Here is a 15923-nt window from a genome sequence, read left to right on the forward strand (position 1 = left end):
ATGCATGGGGGTTCTCAATCGAGGTCTGACTGCTTTTCCTTCAGCACCTGGGCATAGACGTTGATGATGAGGGCCGCGAGCAGGATGAGGCCTCGGATCAGGATCTTGAGGAACGAGTCGATCTGGATGTGGTCGAGCCCGTTGTTGACGACACCCAGCACGAGGAGCCCAATGATGGTGTTGCCGATGCCGCCCCTGCCGCCGAACAGCGATGTGCCGCCGACCACCACTGCCGCGATGGCGTCGAGCAGGAATGCGTCAAACTGGTTCTGCTGGGCTGAACCGAAATAAGCCACACCCAGCATGCCGGCGATGCCGGAGCAAACCGCACAGATCACCATCACGGAGCCGATGATGAACTTGACGTTCACGCCGGAATACTCAGCCGCCTCGCGGTTGCCGCCCACCATGTAGATGTAGCGGCCATAGCGCGTGTATTTCAGCACCAGGTGGCCAACGAGTAGGAATACCATGCAGACGATGATGGTCCAGCCGATGGGGATGAACATGGCCTTGCCCGCCGCATCGATACCGAGCGGAATGGTGAAGGCCGTGCCGGAGCCTAGCGTGGTGATGAGATCGGGATACTGATAGGCGATCTGCCCGCGCACCAGCATGGCGGAGACGCCATTGGCGATCTGCATCATGGCGAGCGTCATGATGAAGGAGGGGATGCCGATGATGGTCATGCCGCCCGCGGTGACAAGCCCGAAGGCGAAGGCGGCCGCAAGCGCCAGGATGATGGCGATCCAGCCCTGCATGGGCAGGTTGGCGATATTCACATAATCGGGCTGGATGGTGAAATAGGCCACCGTGATGCCGACCGCATTGGCCACCGCCGCGACCGAGAGGTCGATCTCGGCGGTCAGGATCACATAGGTGAGGCCCACCGCGATGATGCCGGTGATGGAGAGCTGGCGGATGATGTTCAGCGCATTGTCGAGCGTGAAGAAAGTCTCGCTGGCGAAGCTGAAGAAGATGACGAGCGCCACCAGCGTGAAGACCGGCGCGATGTTCCTGAGCTGGTCGGCCAGGAAGCGCTTCAGGTTGAAGCTCTTCGGTGCGACTGTTTCTGCCGTCGACATTCCGTTCAATCTCCCACTTGGTCAGGCTGCCGACAGCAGGTCGGCCTTTTCGATGTGACCCGACGCGAATTCACGGGCCACGGTTCCTTTCTTGATCACCGTCACGCGGTCGGCGAGGGTCAGGATGGTCTCTGGCTCTGTCGAGAGCACCAGGATCGCAACACCCTTGTCACGCAGCGACTTGACGATGCGGATCACGTCTTCCTTCGCACCCACGTCCATGCCGCGGGTCGGCTCCGACAGGATCAGCACGCGCGGCAGGTGGGTGAGCCATTTCGCCAGCGCCACCTTCTGCTGATTGCCGCCGGAGAGCGAACCCAGCGGAATGGCGGTGCGCGGCGGCCTGATCTGCAGGTCCTTGATGTGGGCCTCGGTGATCCTCTTTTCCTGCTTGGGCTTCACCAGCAGGCGGTGGATGCGGCCGAGGATGGCGATCGAGACGTTCTTGTAAACCGGCTCCTGGCGGAACAGCATCATGCGCCGGTTTTCCGGCACGAAGGCGATGCCAGCGGCGCGCGCCGCGGCGGTGGACCGGAACTTCACGGTCTTGCCGTCCAGCTTCAGGCCGCCGCGCCGCAGCGGCACCTTGCCGAACAGCGCGCGGGCCAGTTCGATCTGGCCTGAGCCCATGAAGCCATAGACCCCGGTGATCTCGCCCGCGCGCAGCTCGATCGAGAAGTCACGCAGGTTGCGCCCGTCGCTGACGCCCTGGACCGACAGCACCACGGGCTTCTTGTCGTCGCCCTTCAGTTCTGCCTCCTCGCCCATGTGCATGCCCTTGGAGCCGCGGCCGATCATGTGGGAGATGACGAGATCCTTCGTCAGGTTCTTCGTGTCCTCGGTGATGACCTTCTGGCCGTTGCGGAACACGGTGACGCGGTCTGAGATATCAAGCACGTCGTCCAGGAAGTGCGAGATGAAGATGATGGAGCGGCCCTCTGCCCGCAGCCGGCGCAGCACCGCGAAGAGCTGCCTTACCTCGGGCGGCGACAGGGCGGAGGTCGGCTCGTCCAGAATGATGATCTGCGCGCCGGAAAAAAGCACGCGCGAGAGTTCGACCAGCTGCTGCAGTCCGACGGGGAGCGAGCCCATGTTGGTGGTAGGATCGATGTCGAGGCCCAGACTGGCGATCAGCTTCTTCGCCTCGCGGTTCATGTGGCCCCAGTTGACGGTGCCCAGCGCGGTCAGCGGCTGGTTGCCGAGGAACACGTTCTCGGCAACGCTCAGGTCCGGTACGACGGAGAGTTCCTGGTGCACCATGCCGATGGAGTTGGCGAGCGCGTCACCCGCCGAGCGCAGCCGCACCTCGCGGCCCTTGATCTTCATGGTGCCGTCGAATTCGGTGTGGACCCCGGCAATGATCTTCATGGTGGTGGACTTGCCAGCACCGTTCTCGCCCACCAGGCCATGGATCTCGCCCGCCCGGAGCGTGAAGTCAACGTTCTTCAGCGCCATGACGCCGCCGAAGTGCTTCGTCACATTATGCAGTTCGAGCAGGGGCTGTTCGCCCCCGCCCGCTTGATGTGTGTGATCCGGCATCACTGTTTGGATCAGATCAGGAAGTTCTTCTGCAGCCACAGGTGGCCGGCAGCGGTTTCCTTGGTGATGACCGGGCCGTCGGCCAGGATGAAGTCCGGAATGTCCTTGCCGGCCTGCTCGCCGCCCTGCACCGCGGCGACGCCAGCGGCAACCGACCAGCCGTGGATGCGGCAGGAGGGGTTGCGGACGGTGGCCACCATCACGCCTTCCAGCACCGCGTTCACGGCGGGCGGCATGGCGTCGACACCGGCGATCAGGATGTCGGTGCGGTTCTTGGCCTTCATGACGTTGTGCGCGGCAAGCGCCATGTCGTCATTGTGGAAGAAGGCACCCTTGATGTCCGGATACTGCGTCAGCAGCGAGTCCCAGATGCGGGCGACCTTGGTCACGTCCCAGTCGGCGGGCTGCTCGTCAAGGAGCTTGATGTTGCCGTTGCCGTCAACCACCTGATGGAAGCCCTTGGCGCGCCCTTGAGCGCCCGAGTGGCCGAGCGCACCCTGCGTCATCACCATATTGCCAGCGCCACCCATGGCGGCGACGAGGGCGGAGGTCACGACCGAGCCCATCATGATGTTGTCGGGCGCGATGAAGGTGTGGATCGGCACGGTGCCCGGAGGGGCAACCAGCGTGTCCATGGCGATGACGGGCGTGCCGCCATCGATCATCTTCTTGATGGGGTCCGTCAGCGTGCCGATGCCGAAGGTCTGGATCGCCACGAAGTCCCACTTCTGCGAGGCCATGTTGTCGATGGCCGAGCGCTGCTTGGTGGCCGAGAGTTCACCGTCGAACCAGGTGATCTCGACGTTCATGAGCTTGCCCCAGGCTTCAGCGGCCGTCTTGCCCTGGGCGCACCAGGTGGCCTGCAGGCCGGCGTTCGAGAAAGCCGCCTTCATGGGCTTGCCTGCGGGGGCGAGTGCCTGTGCCATGGCGGGGTCGAAGCCAGCATCTGCCAGCAGGGCCGCGCCGAGCGCCGTGGCGCCCAGCTTCTTGAAAACGTCACGGCGGTTCGCCGCTTCCTTGATGAGATCGTCAAGCATTGCTGTGGTCCTCCTCCAAGCTGTTGTTCGCGTCGAGCGTCCGGATGGCTCGTGCCGAACATGCGGCCGATGCTTCTGCGGGGACGCCGATCAGTAAAAACATCCATCAGAGCCGAAGCTTTGTCCAGAGCTATTGTCTGACAATTCGCGTTGCTGCGGGGCATCATTGCTGCTGCAGTTGCGAAGCCTTTCGATGATGCTGGATGCTGCTCTTGCATTTCACACGCGTTTCGGTGCTCATAGCGCCAACGGCCACAAACAAATTGTGTGACATGTCTGCACAGATCGAAACCCGCACCGGTTATTTGCCCCAGAAGCCTGAAACGCTTGCTGCCTATCTTTCAGGCGTCGAGCGTGTCCGCAACTTGCTGGGCGGCGCCCCCAGCCAATGGAACATCGCCGAAGTCGGCGATGGCAATCTCAACCTCGTCTTCATCGTGAAGGGCCCTCAGGGCGGCATTGCCGTAAAGCAGGCGCTGCCCTATGTGCGCCTTGTCGGCGAAAGCTGGCCCCTGCCATTGTCGCGCGCCCATTACGAACACATGGCGCTGTCCGAGCAGGCGCGGCTGACGGGGCGGCTGGTGCCGCAGATCCTGCATTACGACGAGACCCAGGCGCTGATCGTGATGGAGCTGCTCGAGCCGCACATCATCATGCGGCGCGGCATGATCGCCGGCACGCTCTATCCGAAGTTCGCGGGCGACATCTCGACATTCATGGCGCGCACGCTCTACTTCACCTCCGACCTGGCGCTGACGGCGGACAAGAAGAAGGCGATGATCGGCGCCTTCTCGGGCAACACCGCGCTGTGCAAGATCACCGAGGACCTGATCTTCACCGATCCCTACCGCGTGGCGGAACTGAACCGCTGGACCTCGCCGCAGCTTGATCCTTACGCGGCGCGCTGGCGCGAGGATGGGGATCTGAAGGTGGCCGTCTCGCGCCTCAAGCTCAAATTCCTGTCTTCCGCGGAAGCCATGCTGCATGGCGACCTGCACACCGGCTCCGTCATGCTGACGCCGGAAGATACACGCATCATTGACCCCGAATTCGCCTTCATGGGCCCCATGGGCTTCGACGTCGGTGCGGTCATCGCCAATTTCCTGCTGAATTATTTCTCGCAGGACGGGCATGAAAAGACGGCGGGTGAGCGCGAGGCCTATCGTGACTGGGTGCTCTTGACAGTCGAACAGATCTGGACCTCGTTCCGCGAGAAATTCCTGGCGCTGTGGCGCGAAAATCCCACGGGCGATGCCTATCCGCCCTCGCTCTTCCAGGGCGAGCAAGGCGAAGCGCTGCTCGAGGCCGAGCGGCAGGCCTACATGGACCGCTTGTGGACCGACACGGTGGGCTTCGCCGCCGCCAAGATGATCCGCCGCATCTTAGGCCTTGCCCACAACATCGACCTCGAATGGATCGAGGACAAGGACCGCCGCGCCTCTTGCGAGGCGCGCGCGCTCACGCTGGCAAGGGACATGATGGTGAATACCGGCAACTACGCATCGATCCGCGCCGTGACGGATGCCGCGCGCCGCGTGCGCGAGGAGATTGAACGCTATTAGGGTCCTCTCCCGCTGAAGGAGCGGGAGAAGACGTGAGTGGCTAGTTTGCCGCCCTTTCCGGGAAGGCCTTCGCAATCGCCTCACGGTTCGCCGCAATCACACCGCGCTCGGTGATGAGGCCCGTCACATAGCGCGCGGGCGTCACGTCGAAGCCGTAATTCGCCACTTTTGAACCGCGCGGCACGATCTCCACCGTCTCGATCCGCCCGTCTTCGGTGCGGCCCGTCATGTGGGAGACTTCGTGCCCGCCGCGCTGCTCGATGGGGATTTCCTTCACACCATCCACCACTGCGAAATCGATGGTGGGCGAGGGGAGCGCCACATAGAAGGGCACGCCATTGTCATGCGCGGCCAGCGCCTTCAGATAGGTGCCGATCTTGTTGCAGACGTCCCCTTGCGCCGTTGTGCGGTCGGTGCCGACAATCGCCATGTCCACCATGCCATGCTGCATCAGGTGCCCGCCCGTATTGTCGGGGATCACCGTGTGCGGCACGCCGTGGTGCAACAGTTCCCAGGCGGTGAGCGAGGCGCCCTGATTTCTGGGCCGCGTTTCGTCCACCCAGACATGGATGGGAAGTCCCGCATCATGCGCGGTATAGATCGGTGCTGTCGCCGTACCCCAGTCCACCGTGGCGAGCCACCCGGCATTGCAATGGGTGAGGATGTTGATGGTCTCGCCCGGCTTCTTTTTCGCCGCGATGGCCTTGATGATGTCGAAGCCGTTCCGCCCGATGGCCTGGTTGATGCCTACGTCCTCATCCGCGATTTCTGCGGCGCGGGCATAGGCCACCTCCTTGCGTCCGCTGGCCGGAAGCGGCTGCAGCACACGCATCATCTCGTCCAGCGCCCATTTGAGGTTGATCGCCGTGGGCCTGGTTCTGACGAGCAATTCATAGGCGCCAGCCAGCGCCGTGTCGGAAGAATCCTGCCGCATGGCGAGCGCCATGCCATAGGCGGCAGTGACGCCGATCAGAGGCGCGCCGCGCACCAGCATATCCTTGATGGCGATGGCCGCCTCTTCCGGAGTCCGCAGCGTCACCGTCTCGAACACATGGGGAAACTTCGTCTGGTCGATGATGTCCACCGCCCATCCGTCCGCATTGAGCCAGATGGTGCGGTAGTGCCGTCCATTCACATTCATGACAATCCTCCGGTCGGCCCGAATGTGGAGGAGAAGGCGGAGACAATCAATCGCGCGATATGTCCGGGCTGATCAGGCGCCCGATCAGCCGTCATGCCTCTCCCCGCGCGCCACGATCTTCAGCGCGCCGCCGGGCAGGGGGCGCTGCAACTGCAGCGCATCTTTCGTGGGCGCGGTCAGCCATGTCTCGATCTCGTCTGCCTGCGTGAGGATCACCGGCATGGCCTTGGGGTGAATGGCGCCCACCTCGGCATTGGCCTCGCAGGTGAGAAAGGCAAAGAGATCATTGGTGGTCTCGCCTTCCTTCACCTTGCGCACCGATGTCCAGCGCGTCCAGATGCCGGCGAAAAAGGCAAGCGGCCTGTCATCGTCAAGCGCGAACCACACAGGGCGCTTCTCGCCGCCGGGCAGCGTCTCGTATTCGGAGAAGCTGGTGAAGGGCACCACGCAGCGCGATTCGAGGCCCAGCCAGCGCCGCCAATGCGGCGAGGCGACATTGCGCACATTGGTGACGCCGGGGTCGGTCTTGCGGCCCTTCAGCGCGAAGACGGGAGACGGCATGCCCCAGCGCGCCAGGCTGAGTTCGCGCCCCTCCGCGCCATTGCGCACGATGGGTGCGGGATAATCCGGAAAGATGCCGGCAAGCGGCGGCAGGTTGCCCGTGTGGTCCACCATGGCCCGCGCCATCTCGCGGATGGCGGCCTGGCCCTTGGTGAGGCTGTAGAGATTGCACATCGGGCGTGTATCATTCTCAGCCCGGGGTCCAGACGCGTGTCGCCTCCGGGTCACCCGCTTCGAAGGGGAGTGCCATGAGTTCGTTCCAGGCCGCCTGCGGAATGGGGTACTCAGCCCACGCGATGGTCTGCGCAATGCGCTCCGGCTTGCTGATGCCGACGACGGTGGAGGCCACGCGCGGGTCGTGCATGGAGAACTGCAGGGCAGCCGCCCCCGGAGGAATGCCATGCCGTGCGCAGACCTCTTCCACACGGGTAACGGGTGCCAGCACTTCGGGCGTTGCCTCCTGGTAGACATAGCGGGCGTGGTTCGCCGTGCCCTTGGCCAGCACGCCTGCGGCATAGGGGGCGGCATTGAGCACCGCCATGCCGCGCGCCACGGCCAGGTCCATCATCTCTGCCGCATTGCGGTTCACCAGGGTGTAGCGGTTGTGGGTGATGATGGCATCGAAATCCCAGTCGCGCATCAGCGGCATCATCACGTCGACAACGCCCGCGGCAAGGCCCACGGCATCGACCAGGCCCTCTTCCTTCATCTTGAACAGTTCGGTCAACGCGCCGCCGGGCTTGGTGATGTCGGCTAAGTCGAGCGCATGTTCCGGGTCATGCAGATGAAGCAGCTGGATACGGTCGACGTTCAGCGCCTTGAGGCTTTCCTCCAATGACTGGCGCGCGCGGGCTCCGTCGAACTTCCGCGTTTCGAAATCACGGTCGATCTTGCTAGAGATGACGAAGCCCTTGGGGATGCCGCCGCGCTCCTTGATCACCTCGCCGATGCGGGCCTCGCTGCGGCCCAGCCCATAGTTGCGCGAGGTGTCGATGAAGTTCACCTCGCTGTCGAAGATGGCGCGCACCGTGGCGTGGGCCTGCTCCGTGCTCACACCATAGCCATAGGTGTCTGGCATGTCGCCCAAGGGCGCCAGGCCAAAGCACAGCCTGCTGATGCTCAATCCCGTATGTCCCAGTGCCACCTTGCCGATGTCTGAAGTGGTCATGCGCTTGTCTCCTTCTCCGCTCACCGGGGGTTAGAGCATGGAGAAACGACCGGCCGCAACCGCATATCGTCTTCTTCCGCTCATCATGCAGGCGAAGACATCGGCGGGCTGATCGATCAAAGTCTATGGCGTGAGAAGCTGTTCCAGCTCCTGCGGCAGTTGCAGGCCGGGGGCGATCTTGCGGGCACGCTCCGCGGCCTGCCGCGCCGCATCGGTCTGCCCCAGAACGGCATGCGCCATGGCGGTGACGACGATGGCCTGCGGGTCCTGCGGATTGAGCCCTTCTGCCTTGGCGGCATAGTCCAGGGCTAGCTCCGGCTTCTGGCCATAGAGGGCTGCGATGCTCATGCCCAGCCAGACATCCGCGCGGGCGTCATCGAGAGCCAATGCCCTCTTGTACCAGGCGAGCGCGTCGTCGGTGCGCTGGCGGCGCGCCTCGAAGTCGGCGCGCGCCAGCAGGAGGTCGATGTTGCCGGGTGATGCCGCGATGGCCTTGGTGAGGAGGGCCTCCGTGCCCGCCGCATCGCCGCGCGCCTGGCGGATGTCGGAGAGCACGAGCCACGCCTGGACAAGCTGCGGGTCCATCTCGGTGGCGGTGCGGAAGGCAGCCTCGGCCTCATCCCATTTGCGGCGGCTCAGCGCCATGCCGCCGATCGCCATGTGGCCTTCCGGCGTATCGGCATTGGCCATGCGCGAATCGAGATATTCCTGAAGTGCGGCGCGGTACGCCTGGTCATCGGCGGATGGAAGGGCGGCGACGCCCGCCCCCGCGATCTCGATGGCCGCCGTCTGCCGGACGCTGCGCACCGGGTCGGTGAGGAGCGGTGTCAGCAACGCGGCGCGCTCTGCCGCGGGAAGATGGCGTAAGGCGCCGGCCGCCGCCGCCCGCACCAGCGCATCATCGTCCTTCAGCAGCAGTGCTGCATCCTCAGGTAACGTCAGGCCGCCCGCCGCCACGGCGCGGAGCGCTGTGGCGCGCACAATCGCCGGCGTCTCCCGATTGCGGATGAAGGCTTCGAGCGCTGCGATCGTGCTCTGCTGGCGGTCCCCGGCGTTGAAGGCGATGAGCGCGCTGCGGTCCTGCCAGGAGCGGTCGGAGGCGGGGAACCATTGCGCGATGTGCTCAGCCGCCCAGGCTGGCGTCTCGTCCGTGTGGCACGCCGTGCAGACGTCGGGTGCGCCCGCTGCCTGCGACTGGAGCGGGTCCGGCTTGCGGAAGAAATGGTCGCGGCGCGGGTCGATCAGCATGTAGCTGCGCTCGGGCATGTGGCAGGTCACGCATTGCGCCGCCTCGCTGCCCGCCGGGTGATGGTGGTGCGCGGGCGTGTCATATTCCGCCTTGCGCAACGTGGGGAATTCACTGCGGCCTGCCTCATTGTGGCACTGGGTGCAGACGGCATTGCCCTCGGCCACCAGCGCGTTCGAATGCGGCTCATGGCAATTGGAGCAGGTCACACCCTTGGCCTTCATCTTCGACTGCAGGAAGGAGCCGAGGATGAACACCTCGGCATTCTGCTGGCCGTCACCGAAATAGAGGTCTGGTGTGAGCAGCGAGAGCGCGTAGTGCTCGTTGAACGGTGAACCGGCGGGCGGCTGCACCTGCGAGAAGGCGTCACGCCGCGCATGGCAGGGGCCGCAGGCGTTGATCTCGTTGTCCTGCTGGCCGGCGCCGAGCTTCGGCATCAGGCTCTGATGCGGATTGCCCTGCCGCGCGGCGTTCACATGGTCCTTGCCCGGTCCATGGCAGGTCTCGCAGCCGACGGTGAGTTCGGTCCAGTGGCTCTTGTAGGTGCGCGAGGGGAAATCATAGCCCTTGTCGAAGCCGGTCTGGTGGCATGTGGCGCAGCGGGCTTGCCAGTTCTTGTAGGCGCCCGTCCAGTGCATGCCGTCACCCGGCGGAAGCTTCTGGTCGGGATAGAGGTGGAACCACTTGCGGCCGTTCACATCCCAGGCGATGTCCAGAACCTGCAGGTGCCCCGCGGTGGTCTCGACCAGATACTGCTGCAGCGGCCTGTGGCCCACGGCGTAGCGGATCTGGAATGTCTCGGGCTTGCCGCTGGCCCCCTCGGTTTCAACGAAATAGCCGCCCTCCTTGCGGAAGAAGCGCGAGGTGACGCCATCATGGGTGAAGGCGGCATTCTCGAAGTCGCCGAGCATGCTGGCAGGGTCTGGCTCCTTCAGCGCCCAGGCGTGGTCCGATGTTTTCCAGGCTTCGGTTTCATCCGCGTGGCATTCCGCGCAGACGGCGGTTCCGGCATAGCCGTCGAGATGGGCCCTTTCAGCAAGGGCAGGCGCTGTCAGCAGCCCACATATCACTGCCGCCAGGAACAGTCGCAAACGCAGTGTGGGCATTGTTTCGTCCAGTTTGTTAAGCAGGCAACAAAAAGGGCACCGGAGGGCTCTGTCAAGCCACTCCGGTGCCCCCGCTTCGGTCAGTTTAATTCTGTGCTGGCTGCGATACGGCTTCCATCACGCGGTCGAGGTTGAAGCTGCCGGGCTTCTGGCGCGGCGGGAAGTCGCGGAAGCTCTGCAGCCACTGGGCGACATAGGCGCCCGCCGGGGCGATGAGGAACATGCGGTCCATGTACCAGCGCTGGAAGCCCATCGCGTTTTCGTGCTCGGCACGCTCGAAGGGGTCCATGAGCAGGTTGGTGACCAGCGGCGCGCGGAGTTCGGTGAAGGGTTCCTGCCACACGCGCAGGCCCTCAGCCTTCTGCTCGAGGAAGGTGATCTTCCAGGGGCCATAGCGAAGGGCGGCGACGCTGCCGTCGTCGGTCCAGTAGATGAACTCCTTGCGGGGCCACGCGGCCTCACCCTTGAGGGCGGGGCCAAGGTCATAGCCATCGAGGTGCACTTTGTAATCGCGGGCGCCGATCTTTTTGCCCTTGAGCAGCTCTTCCTTGGCATTGGGGTTGCCCGCAGCCGCGACCAGCGTCGTCAGCATGTCCTCATGCGCGCCGATATCGTTGATCACCGAACCGGGCTTGATCGTGCCCGGCCACTTGATGAAGGTCGGCACACGGTAGCCACCTTCCCAGTTGGTGTTCTTCTCGCCGCGGAACATGGTGGTGCCGCCGTCTGGCCAGGTGAAGGTCTCGGCCCCGTTGTCGGTTGAGTACATCACGATGGTGTTGTCCTCGACGCCCAGCTCCTTCACCTTGGCCAGCACCTGGCCAACATGGCCGTCATGCTCCACCATGCCGTCGGCATAGATGCCAAGGCCGGTCTTGCCGTCTGACTCGGGCTTCAGATGCGTGAAGACATGCATGCGGGTGGAGTTCCACCACAGGAAGAACGGCTTGCCGCCCTTCACCGCATTTTCCATGAAGACGAGCGCCTTGGCGGTCACTTCCTCGTCGATCGTTTCCATGCGCTTGCGCGTGAGGGGCCCTGTGTCTTCGATCTTCTGGGTGCCGTCGGCCTGCGCGAAGGAATGGATCACGCCGCGCGGTCCGAACTTCTTCTTGAATTCCGGGTCCTTCGGGTAATCGGGGTTCTCGGGCTCTTCCTCGGCATTGAGGTGGTAGAGGTTGCCGAAGAACTCGTCGAAGCCGTGGTTGGTCGGCAGCATCTCGTCGCGGTCGCCCAGGTGGTTCTTGCCGAACTGGCCCGTGACGTAGCCCTGCTCGCGGAGCAGCGTGGCAATCGTCGGGTCCTCGGTCTTCATGCCTTCGGGCGTACCCGGCAGGCCGACCTTGGTGAGGCCGGTGCGGATCGGGGACTGGCCGGTCACGAAGGCCGCTCTACCGGCTGTGCAGCTCTGCTGGCCATACCAGTCGGTGAACAGCGCGCCCTGTTCGGCGATCGAGTCGATGTTGGGCGTCCGGTAGCCCATCATGCCCCTGTTATAGGCGCTGATGTTGAAGCCGCCGATGTCGTCACCCCAGATCACCAGGATGTTGGGTTTCTTCTCCTGCGCGCCGGCATCCGCCGGCAGCGCCACGCCTAGCGCCAGCATGCATGCCGCCATCAGCGTCATGCGCCGCGCCATTCCGCGGGTCTTGTCCGTCATGGTGGTGTCCCCTTGTTCGATGGTGGAATTCACGGCCACACAAGCCATGCCGATGATACCGCTTCGCTGTTTTGAAGTCGACCCCGGCATTGTCTTCATGCAGCAAGCGCAGTCCGTCGTCTGGCACCACGCGGAGCCAGCGGGTTGACATAAGCGGATCACAGGCCGATCAATTGTATTGCAATGAGAAATCTGACGTTGAGGCCACAAAAAAATGCAAATGGATGAGGCGGTCGCCGTCGCGCGTGCCAGCCCCTGGCTGTCCCGGCAGGAGCCCCGCATCCAGGATGCGATCTGCGCGCGCATGCGGATCGTGAGCCTGCCAAAGGGGAGAACGCTGTTCGACATCGAGGACAAGGCCAGCGATCTCTACTGCATCGTCTCGGGGTGTGCGATGATCTCGCTGGCGCACCCGGTTCAGGGTGTCGTGAACGCGCAGGTCATGTTTCCGGGGCGGTGGTTCGGCGAGCCTGCCGCCCTCGGCCGCCGGCCCCGCATCATGTCCGTTGCAGCCCGCAGGCCAACGGAACTCCTCGCCATCTCGCAGGCCCAGATCGCTGACCTGCTGCAGGCCGAGCACTCGTTCTGCTGGACCTTCTTCAATCTGATGGCGTCCAATGTCGAGGAATACGCCCTGCACGCCGTCGACCTGCTGATCGTCGATCCGCGCCTCAGGCTGTGCTCGCGGCTCCTCACCTTCGCGGGGAGGCTGATGACTTACCTGCCACCCTCGCCCGTGAGCATTCCGATGACGCAGGAGGAATTGGCAGTTGCCAGCAACATGTCGCGCTCCACGGTCTACAACCTGCTGGGCGAACTGGTTGATCAGGGCATCTGCGGGCTGGGCTACCGCGAGGTGAAAATCCTCGACATGGAGCGGTTGAACCGCATCGTCGAGGATGCCCACGCGCGATAGAGTGCTGTCCGGCCGGATGGACTCACCTGGCCGGACATAACGCGCGCAATATCAAGAGCTTGAGCGTGATCTCGTCACAAATCGTGGTTACCACTCTTGCGGATCACGCTCTCAGCAACGCCGCGCCTGCGGCGCAGGCTTTAGCGCGCGTTCCGACCAGGTGGAATCACCTGGTCGAAAAGAACTCGCGCAAGTTCAATGGCTTGAGCATGATCTTTTCGCAAAAGTGGTTTCCACTTTTGCGGATCATGCTCTAGAAGTTGTTGGGATTGCCCGTCACGATCGTGCCCGTGCCGTCATCCTTGCCGTCCTTGACCCACGTCACCTGGCTGCCGTCGATCTTCACGGCCCAGCATGCCTCGGGGTCCGTGCCATACTGGAAGCACATGGTGTCGCCATTGACGCGCCACTTGCCGGAATAGTCCTTGCCCTTGATGACGCCGTCCGCGCCATAAAACTCCGTGTAGGCGCCAGCGGCAACCATGCTGCCCTGTACGGTGTTGCCGGAGATCGCCGCGGTGATCTGCTCGCCGGTCGCAACGCCGGAAGCCTGGGCCATCGAGCTGGCCGCCAGCGTGATGGCAATGGCTGCGAAAAGTCTCTTCATGTTCGTCCCCCTTTTTTTAAAGAAACGATTACGGAGCGGCCGCTCCGGCAGATCATGTGCACCAGCAGCGCTTGAGCGCTGCCCGCCACGTGAGACTGCTTGACGACGCCCCTGCATCTGGTGGATTGCCCGCAACCCGCCATCCGTGCACAACTGTACGCATGAACAAACTCGCCGCCGTTTTCAACCACCGCTTTACCGCTCCGTTGTCCGCCGCGGGCCTCGTCCTGGGGGCGCTGTTCTGGCTGGCAGCCTTGACCCCCAGCCTGATCCCGCGCGAGGGCCCGATCCAGGGCGCCATCGCCGGGCTGGCCTTCGCGGCGGGCTATGGGCTGGCTGCCGGTCTTGTCATGCTCTGGGGCTGGCTGGGGCTTCCTGTGGCGCAGAAGGGCCTGCTCCGCCGCGGGAGGTGGCTTTCGGCCATGTTCGCCGTCATCGTTGTGGTGGCTGGCGCCTTTCTGGCGCGCGGCTGGCAGAATGAGATTTACCAGGCGCTGGGGCTTCCACCGGTTGAAACCGTGAGGCCCATCACGCTTCTGGGCGCTGGGCTTGCCGTCGCCCTGGTGCTGATTGCCGCCGGGCGCCTCTTCAGGGCCCTGAAGGATCTTTTCGATGCGCCGCTGCGGCACGTGCTGCCGCCCCGGGCGGCCTTGCTGGCGGCCTCACTTCTCGCCGCCTGGACCTTCTGGGCGGTCGGCAACGGCTTCCTGCTCGACGCCATTCTGCGCGGCCTCGATTCCGCCTATCGAACTGTCGATTCTTTCATCCCCGCGGAGGAAGAGCGGCCGCTCGCGCCGCTGAAGACAGGAAGTGCGGCATCCCTCCTCGCCTGGGAGGGCCTCGGACACGAGGGGCGCCGCCACGTCTCGGAAACGCCTGCCGCCTCAGACATTTCAGCCATCACCGGGCGCGCCGCGCTTGAGCCGCTGCGGGTCTATGTCGGCGCCAATTCAGCCGAAACGGTGGAGGAACGCGCCGCCCTGGCCCTTGCGGAAATGCTGCGCACCGGCGCCTTCGAAAGGTCGCTGCTGGTTATTGCCACGCCCACCGGCACCGGCTGGGTCGACCCCGCGGCGATGCTGCCACTCGAGATCATGCATGGCGGCGATGTGGCCTCCGTCTCGGTGCAGTATTCCTACCTTCCGAGCTGGCTGTCCCTGCTGGTCCAGCCGGAATACGGGGAAGAGACGGCGGACGCGGTGTTCCGCGCCGTCTACGGACACTGGCGCTCACTGCCCAAGGCGTCGCGGCCGCGGCTCTTCCTGTTCGGGTTGAGCCTGGGCTCGATCAATTCCGATCTCGCCAGCAATGCCTTTGCCGTGCTGGGCGATCCCTTCGAGGGGGCCTTCTGGGTGGGCCCGCCCTTCGCCAGCCGCACCTGGACGGAGGTCACCACCACCCGCGAAGCAGGCACGCCCCAGTGGCTGCCCACGGCGCGCAACGCGCAGGTCTTCCGCTTCGTCACGGCCAATGACAAAACCCAGCTCGCCGCGGAAGGGTGGGGCCCCGTCCGCGTGCTCTATCTTCAGTATCCCTCCGATCCGATCGTCTTCTTCGAAGAGGATATGTGGCACCGCAAGCCCGACTGGATGGGGCCGCCCCGCGCCGCAGATGTCTCGCCGGGGCTGACCTGGATGCCTGCCATCAGCTTCATTCAGCTGATCTTCGACATGATGACGGCGACCACGGTGCCGAAGGGCCGTGGCCACGTCTATGCCGCCGCCGATTACGCCCGCGGCTGGCAGGCCCTGACGGGCCCACAGGGCATCGGCGATGACGAGATGAAGAAACTCGAAGCCTGGCTTGACGCGAAAGGGCTCTAGCACGCTAAAGCGCCGGTCAGTCAGCTGATCTCGATTGGCGGACCGCCGCTCTCACACGCGGGACGGCCGGGTGGAATGGCTTGCACCGCTTGCCTTGCTGTTCAGTGCCCGGCCTTGCGCTGCGGGGAAAGCACCTTTACGGCGACGACAGCGGGGGCGCTTTGCACGAGGTCTTGCATCGGATGCGATGTCTTCTGCGGCGCAATGCCGATGTCGTCGAGAAGCCGCGGGTCCATCTGCTCGAGCATGTCGGCTGTGGCCCGGGTCCGCTGGCGCGCACGGCGCTCCTCGGCCATGGCCGAGATCTTCCGCATGAATTGTTGCACCACATATTGGAGTGTTCCATGTGCAGCGGGAAGCGTGGGGGACTGGGTCTTCATGGTGCGTTCTCCTCTGTGGCCGGGCGCACCCGAAAGGTGAGCGGGGCCCGTGAGAGGCACACTAGGCCGCCGGTGGCGGACCCGGCTGTGAG

Annotated in this window: 13 protein-coding genes; 3 read left to right on the forward strand and 10 right to left on the reverse strand. The window is 64.2% G+C overall.

Annotated features, from left to right (window positions below; translation table 11 throughout):
- Positions 1 to 14 precede the first annotated feature (14 nt).
- Genes ACILRA_RS00735 through ACILRA_RS00745 form a run of 3 tightly spaced genes read right to left on the reverse strand, consistent with a single transcriptional unit; the run spans position 15 to position 3661 of the window.
- The gene (locus ACILRA_RS00735; RefSeq protein ID WP_395660170.1) at positions 15 to 1085 is read right to left on the reverse strand and encodes an ABC transporter permease; all 1071 of its coding nucleotides are present in this window, start codon (positions 1083 to 1085) and stop codon (positions 15 to 17) included.
- Between the two features lie 21 nt (positions 1086 to 1106).
- A complete protein-coding gene (locus tag ACILRA_RS00740) occupies positions 1107 to 2624 on the reverse strand; it encodes a sugar ABC transporter ATP-binding protein (protein WP_395660171.1) in 1518 nt (505 codons plus the stop codon).
- An 11-nt stretch (positions 2625 to 2635) separates the two neighbouring features.
- A complete protein-coding gene (locus tag ACILRA_RS00745) occupies positions 2636 to 3661 on the reverse strand; it encodes a sugar ABC transporter substrate-binding protein (RefSeq protein ID WP_395660172.1) in 1026 nt (341 codons plus the stop codon).
- 272 nt (positions 3662 to 3933) lie between these two features.
- On the opposite strand from ACILRA_RS00745, the gene mtnK reads away from it, so the two are divergent.
- Positions 3934 to 5223: an S-methyl-5-thioribose kinase gene (gene mtnK / locus ACILRA_RS00750; RefSeq protein ID WP_395660173.1), complete on the forward strand. Its 1290-nt coding sequence runs from the start codon at positions 3934 to 3936 to the stop codon at positions 5221 to 5223.
- Between the two features lie 40 nt (positions 5224 to 5263).
- Here mtnK and mtnA read toward each other — a convergent pair whose 3' ends face one another.
- The 5 genes from mtnA to ACILRA_RS00775 form a co-directional block, all read right to left on the reverse strand.
- Positions 5264 to 6364 (reverse strand): S-methyl-5-thioribose-1-phosphate isomerase, encoded by a 1101-nt coding sequence (mtnA, locus tag ACILRA_RS00755; RefSeq protein WP_395660174.1) that lies wholly within the window; start codon positions 6362 to 6364, stop codon positions 5264 to 5266.
- 84 nt (positions 6365 to 6448) lie between these two features.
- Positions 6449 to 7099: an SOS response-associated peptidase gene (locus ACILRA_RS00760; protein ID WP_395660175.1), complete on the reverse strand. Its 651-nt coding sequence runs from the start codon at positions 7097 to 7099 to the stop codon at positions 6449 to 6451.
- 16 nt (positions 7100 to 7115) lie between these two features.
- Positions 7116 to 8093, reverse strand: a complete 978-nt coding sequence (locus ACILRA_RS00765) for an aldo/keto reductase (protein WP_395660176.1) — start codon at positions 8091 to 8093, stop codon at positions 7116 to 7118.
- A 123-nt stretch (positions 8094 to 8216) separates the two neighbouring features.
- Positions 8217 to 10445, reverse strand: coding sequence for a cytochrome c3 family protein (locus tag ACILRA_RS00770; protein ID WP_395660177.1), 2229 nt, complete (start codon positions 10443 to 10445; stop codon positions 8217 to 8219).
- 85 nt (positions 10446 to 10530) lie between these two features.
- Entirely contained in the window at positions 10531 to 12105 is a 1575-nt protein-coding gene (locus ACILRA_RS00775; protein ID WP_395660178.1) for an arylsulfatase, read from the reverse strand.
- A 220-nt stretch (positions 12106 to 12325) separates the two neighbouring features.
- Between ACILRA_RS00775 and ACILRA_RS00780 the strand changes: the two genes are divergently transcribed.
- On the forward strand, positions 12326 to 13021 hold the full coding sequence (locus ACILRA_RS00780; RefSeq protein ID WP_395660179.1) for a Crp/Fnr family transcriptional regulator: 696 nt from the start codon (positions 12326 to 12328) through the stop codon (positions 13019 to 13021).
- Positions 13022 to 13274: 253 nt separating this feature from the next.
- On the opposite strand, the gene ACILRA_RS00785 is transcribed toward ACILRA_RS00780, so the two are convergent.
- The gene (locus ACILRA_RS00785) at positions 13275 to 13628 is read right to left on the reverse strand and encodes a hypothetical protein (protein ID WP_395660180.1); all 354 of its coding nucleotides are present in this window, start codon (positions 13626 to 13628) and stop codon (positions 13275 to 13277) included.
- A 161-nt stretch (positions 13629 to 13789) separates the two neighbouring features.
- On the opposite strand from ACILRA_RS00785, the gene ACILRA_RS00790 reads away from it, so the two are divergent.
- Positions 13790 to 15451, forward strand: a complete 1662-nt coding sequence (locus tag ACILRA_RS00790) for an alpha/beta hydrolase (protein WP_395660181.1) — start codon at positions 13790 to 13792, stop codon at positions 15449 to 15451.
- Between the two features lie 101 nt (positions 15452 to 15552).
- On the opposite strand, the gene ACILRA_RS00795 is transcribed toward ACILRA_RS00790, so the two are convergent.
- Complete coding sequence (locus tag ACILRA_RS00795) at positions 15553 to 15831, reverse strand: DUF1127 domain-containing protein (protein ID WP_395660182.1); 279 nt, start codon at positions 15829 to 15831, stop codon at positions 15553 to 15555.
- Positions 15832 to 15923 lie beyond the last annotated feature (92 nt).

This window comes from Aestuariivirga sp., assembly GCF_044239095.1.
Taxonomy (GTDB): domain Bacteria; phylum Pseudomonadota; class Alphaproteobacteria; order Rhizobiales; family Aestuariivirgaceae; genus Aestuariivirga.

Bases quoted from the DNA above. Each gene is read 5' to 3' on its own strand.
- ACILRA_RS00735 (WP_395660170.1), bottom strand. From the start codon at position 1,085: ATGTCGACGGCAGAAACAGTCGCACCGAAGAGCTTCAACCTGAAGCGC.
- mtnA (WP_395660174.1), bottom strand. From the start codon at position 6,364: ATGAATGTGAATGGACGGCACTACCGCACCATCTGGCTCAATGCGGAC.
- ACILRA_RS00770 (WP_395660177.1), bottom strand. From the start codon at position 10,445: ATGCCCACACTGCGTTTGCGACTGTTCCTGGCGGCAGTGATATGTGGG.
- mtnK (WP_395660173.1), top strand. From the start codon at position 3,934: ATGTCTGCACAGATCGAAACCCGCACCGGTTATTTGCCCCAGAAGCCT.
- ACILRA_RS00765 (WP_395660176.1), bottom strand. From the start codon at position 8,093: ATGACCACTTCAGACATCGGCAAGGTGGCACTGGGACATACGGGATTG.
- ACILRA_RS00795 (WP_395660182.1), bottom strand. From the start codon at position 15,831: ATGAAGACCCAGTCCCCCACGCTTCCCGCTGCACATGGAACACTCCAA.
- ACILRA_RS00745 (WP_395660172.1), bottom strand. From the start codon at position 3,661: ATGCTTGACGATCTCATCAAGGAAGCGGCGAACCGCCGTGACGTTTTC.
- ACILRA_RS00780 (WP_395660179.1), top strand. From the start codon at position 12,326: ATGGATGAGGCGGTCGCCGTCGCGCGTGCCAGCCCCTGGCTGTCCCGG.
- ACILRA_RS00775 (WP_395660178.1), bottom strand. From the start codon at position 12,105: ATGACGGACAAGACCCGCGGAATGGCGCGGCGCATGACGCTGATGGCG.
- ACILRA_RS00790 (WP_395660181.1), top strand. From the start codon at position 13,790: ATGAACAAACTCGCCGCCGTTTTCAACCACCGCTTTACCGCTCCGTTG.
- ACILRA_RS00785 (WP_395660180.1), bottom strand. From the start codon at position 13,628: ATGAAGAGACTTTTCGCAGCCATTGCCATCACGCTGGCGGCCAGCTCG.
- ACILRA_RS00740 (WP_395660171.1), bottom strand. From the start codon at position 2,624: ATGCCGGATCACACACATCAAGCGGGCGGGGGCGAACAGCCCCTGCTC.
- ACILRA_RS00760 (WP_395660175.1), bottom strand. From the start codon at position 7,099: ATGTGCAATCTCTACAGCCTCACCAAGGGCCAGGCCGCCATCCGCGAG.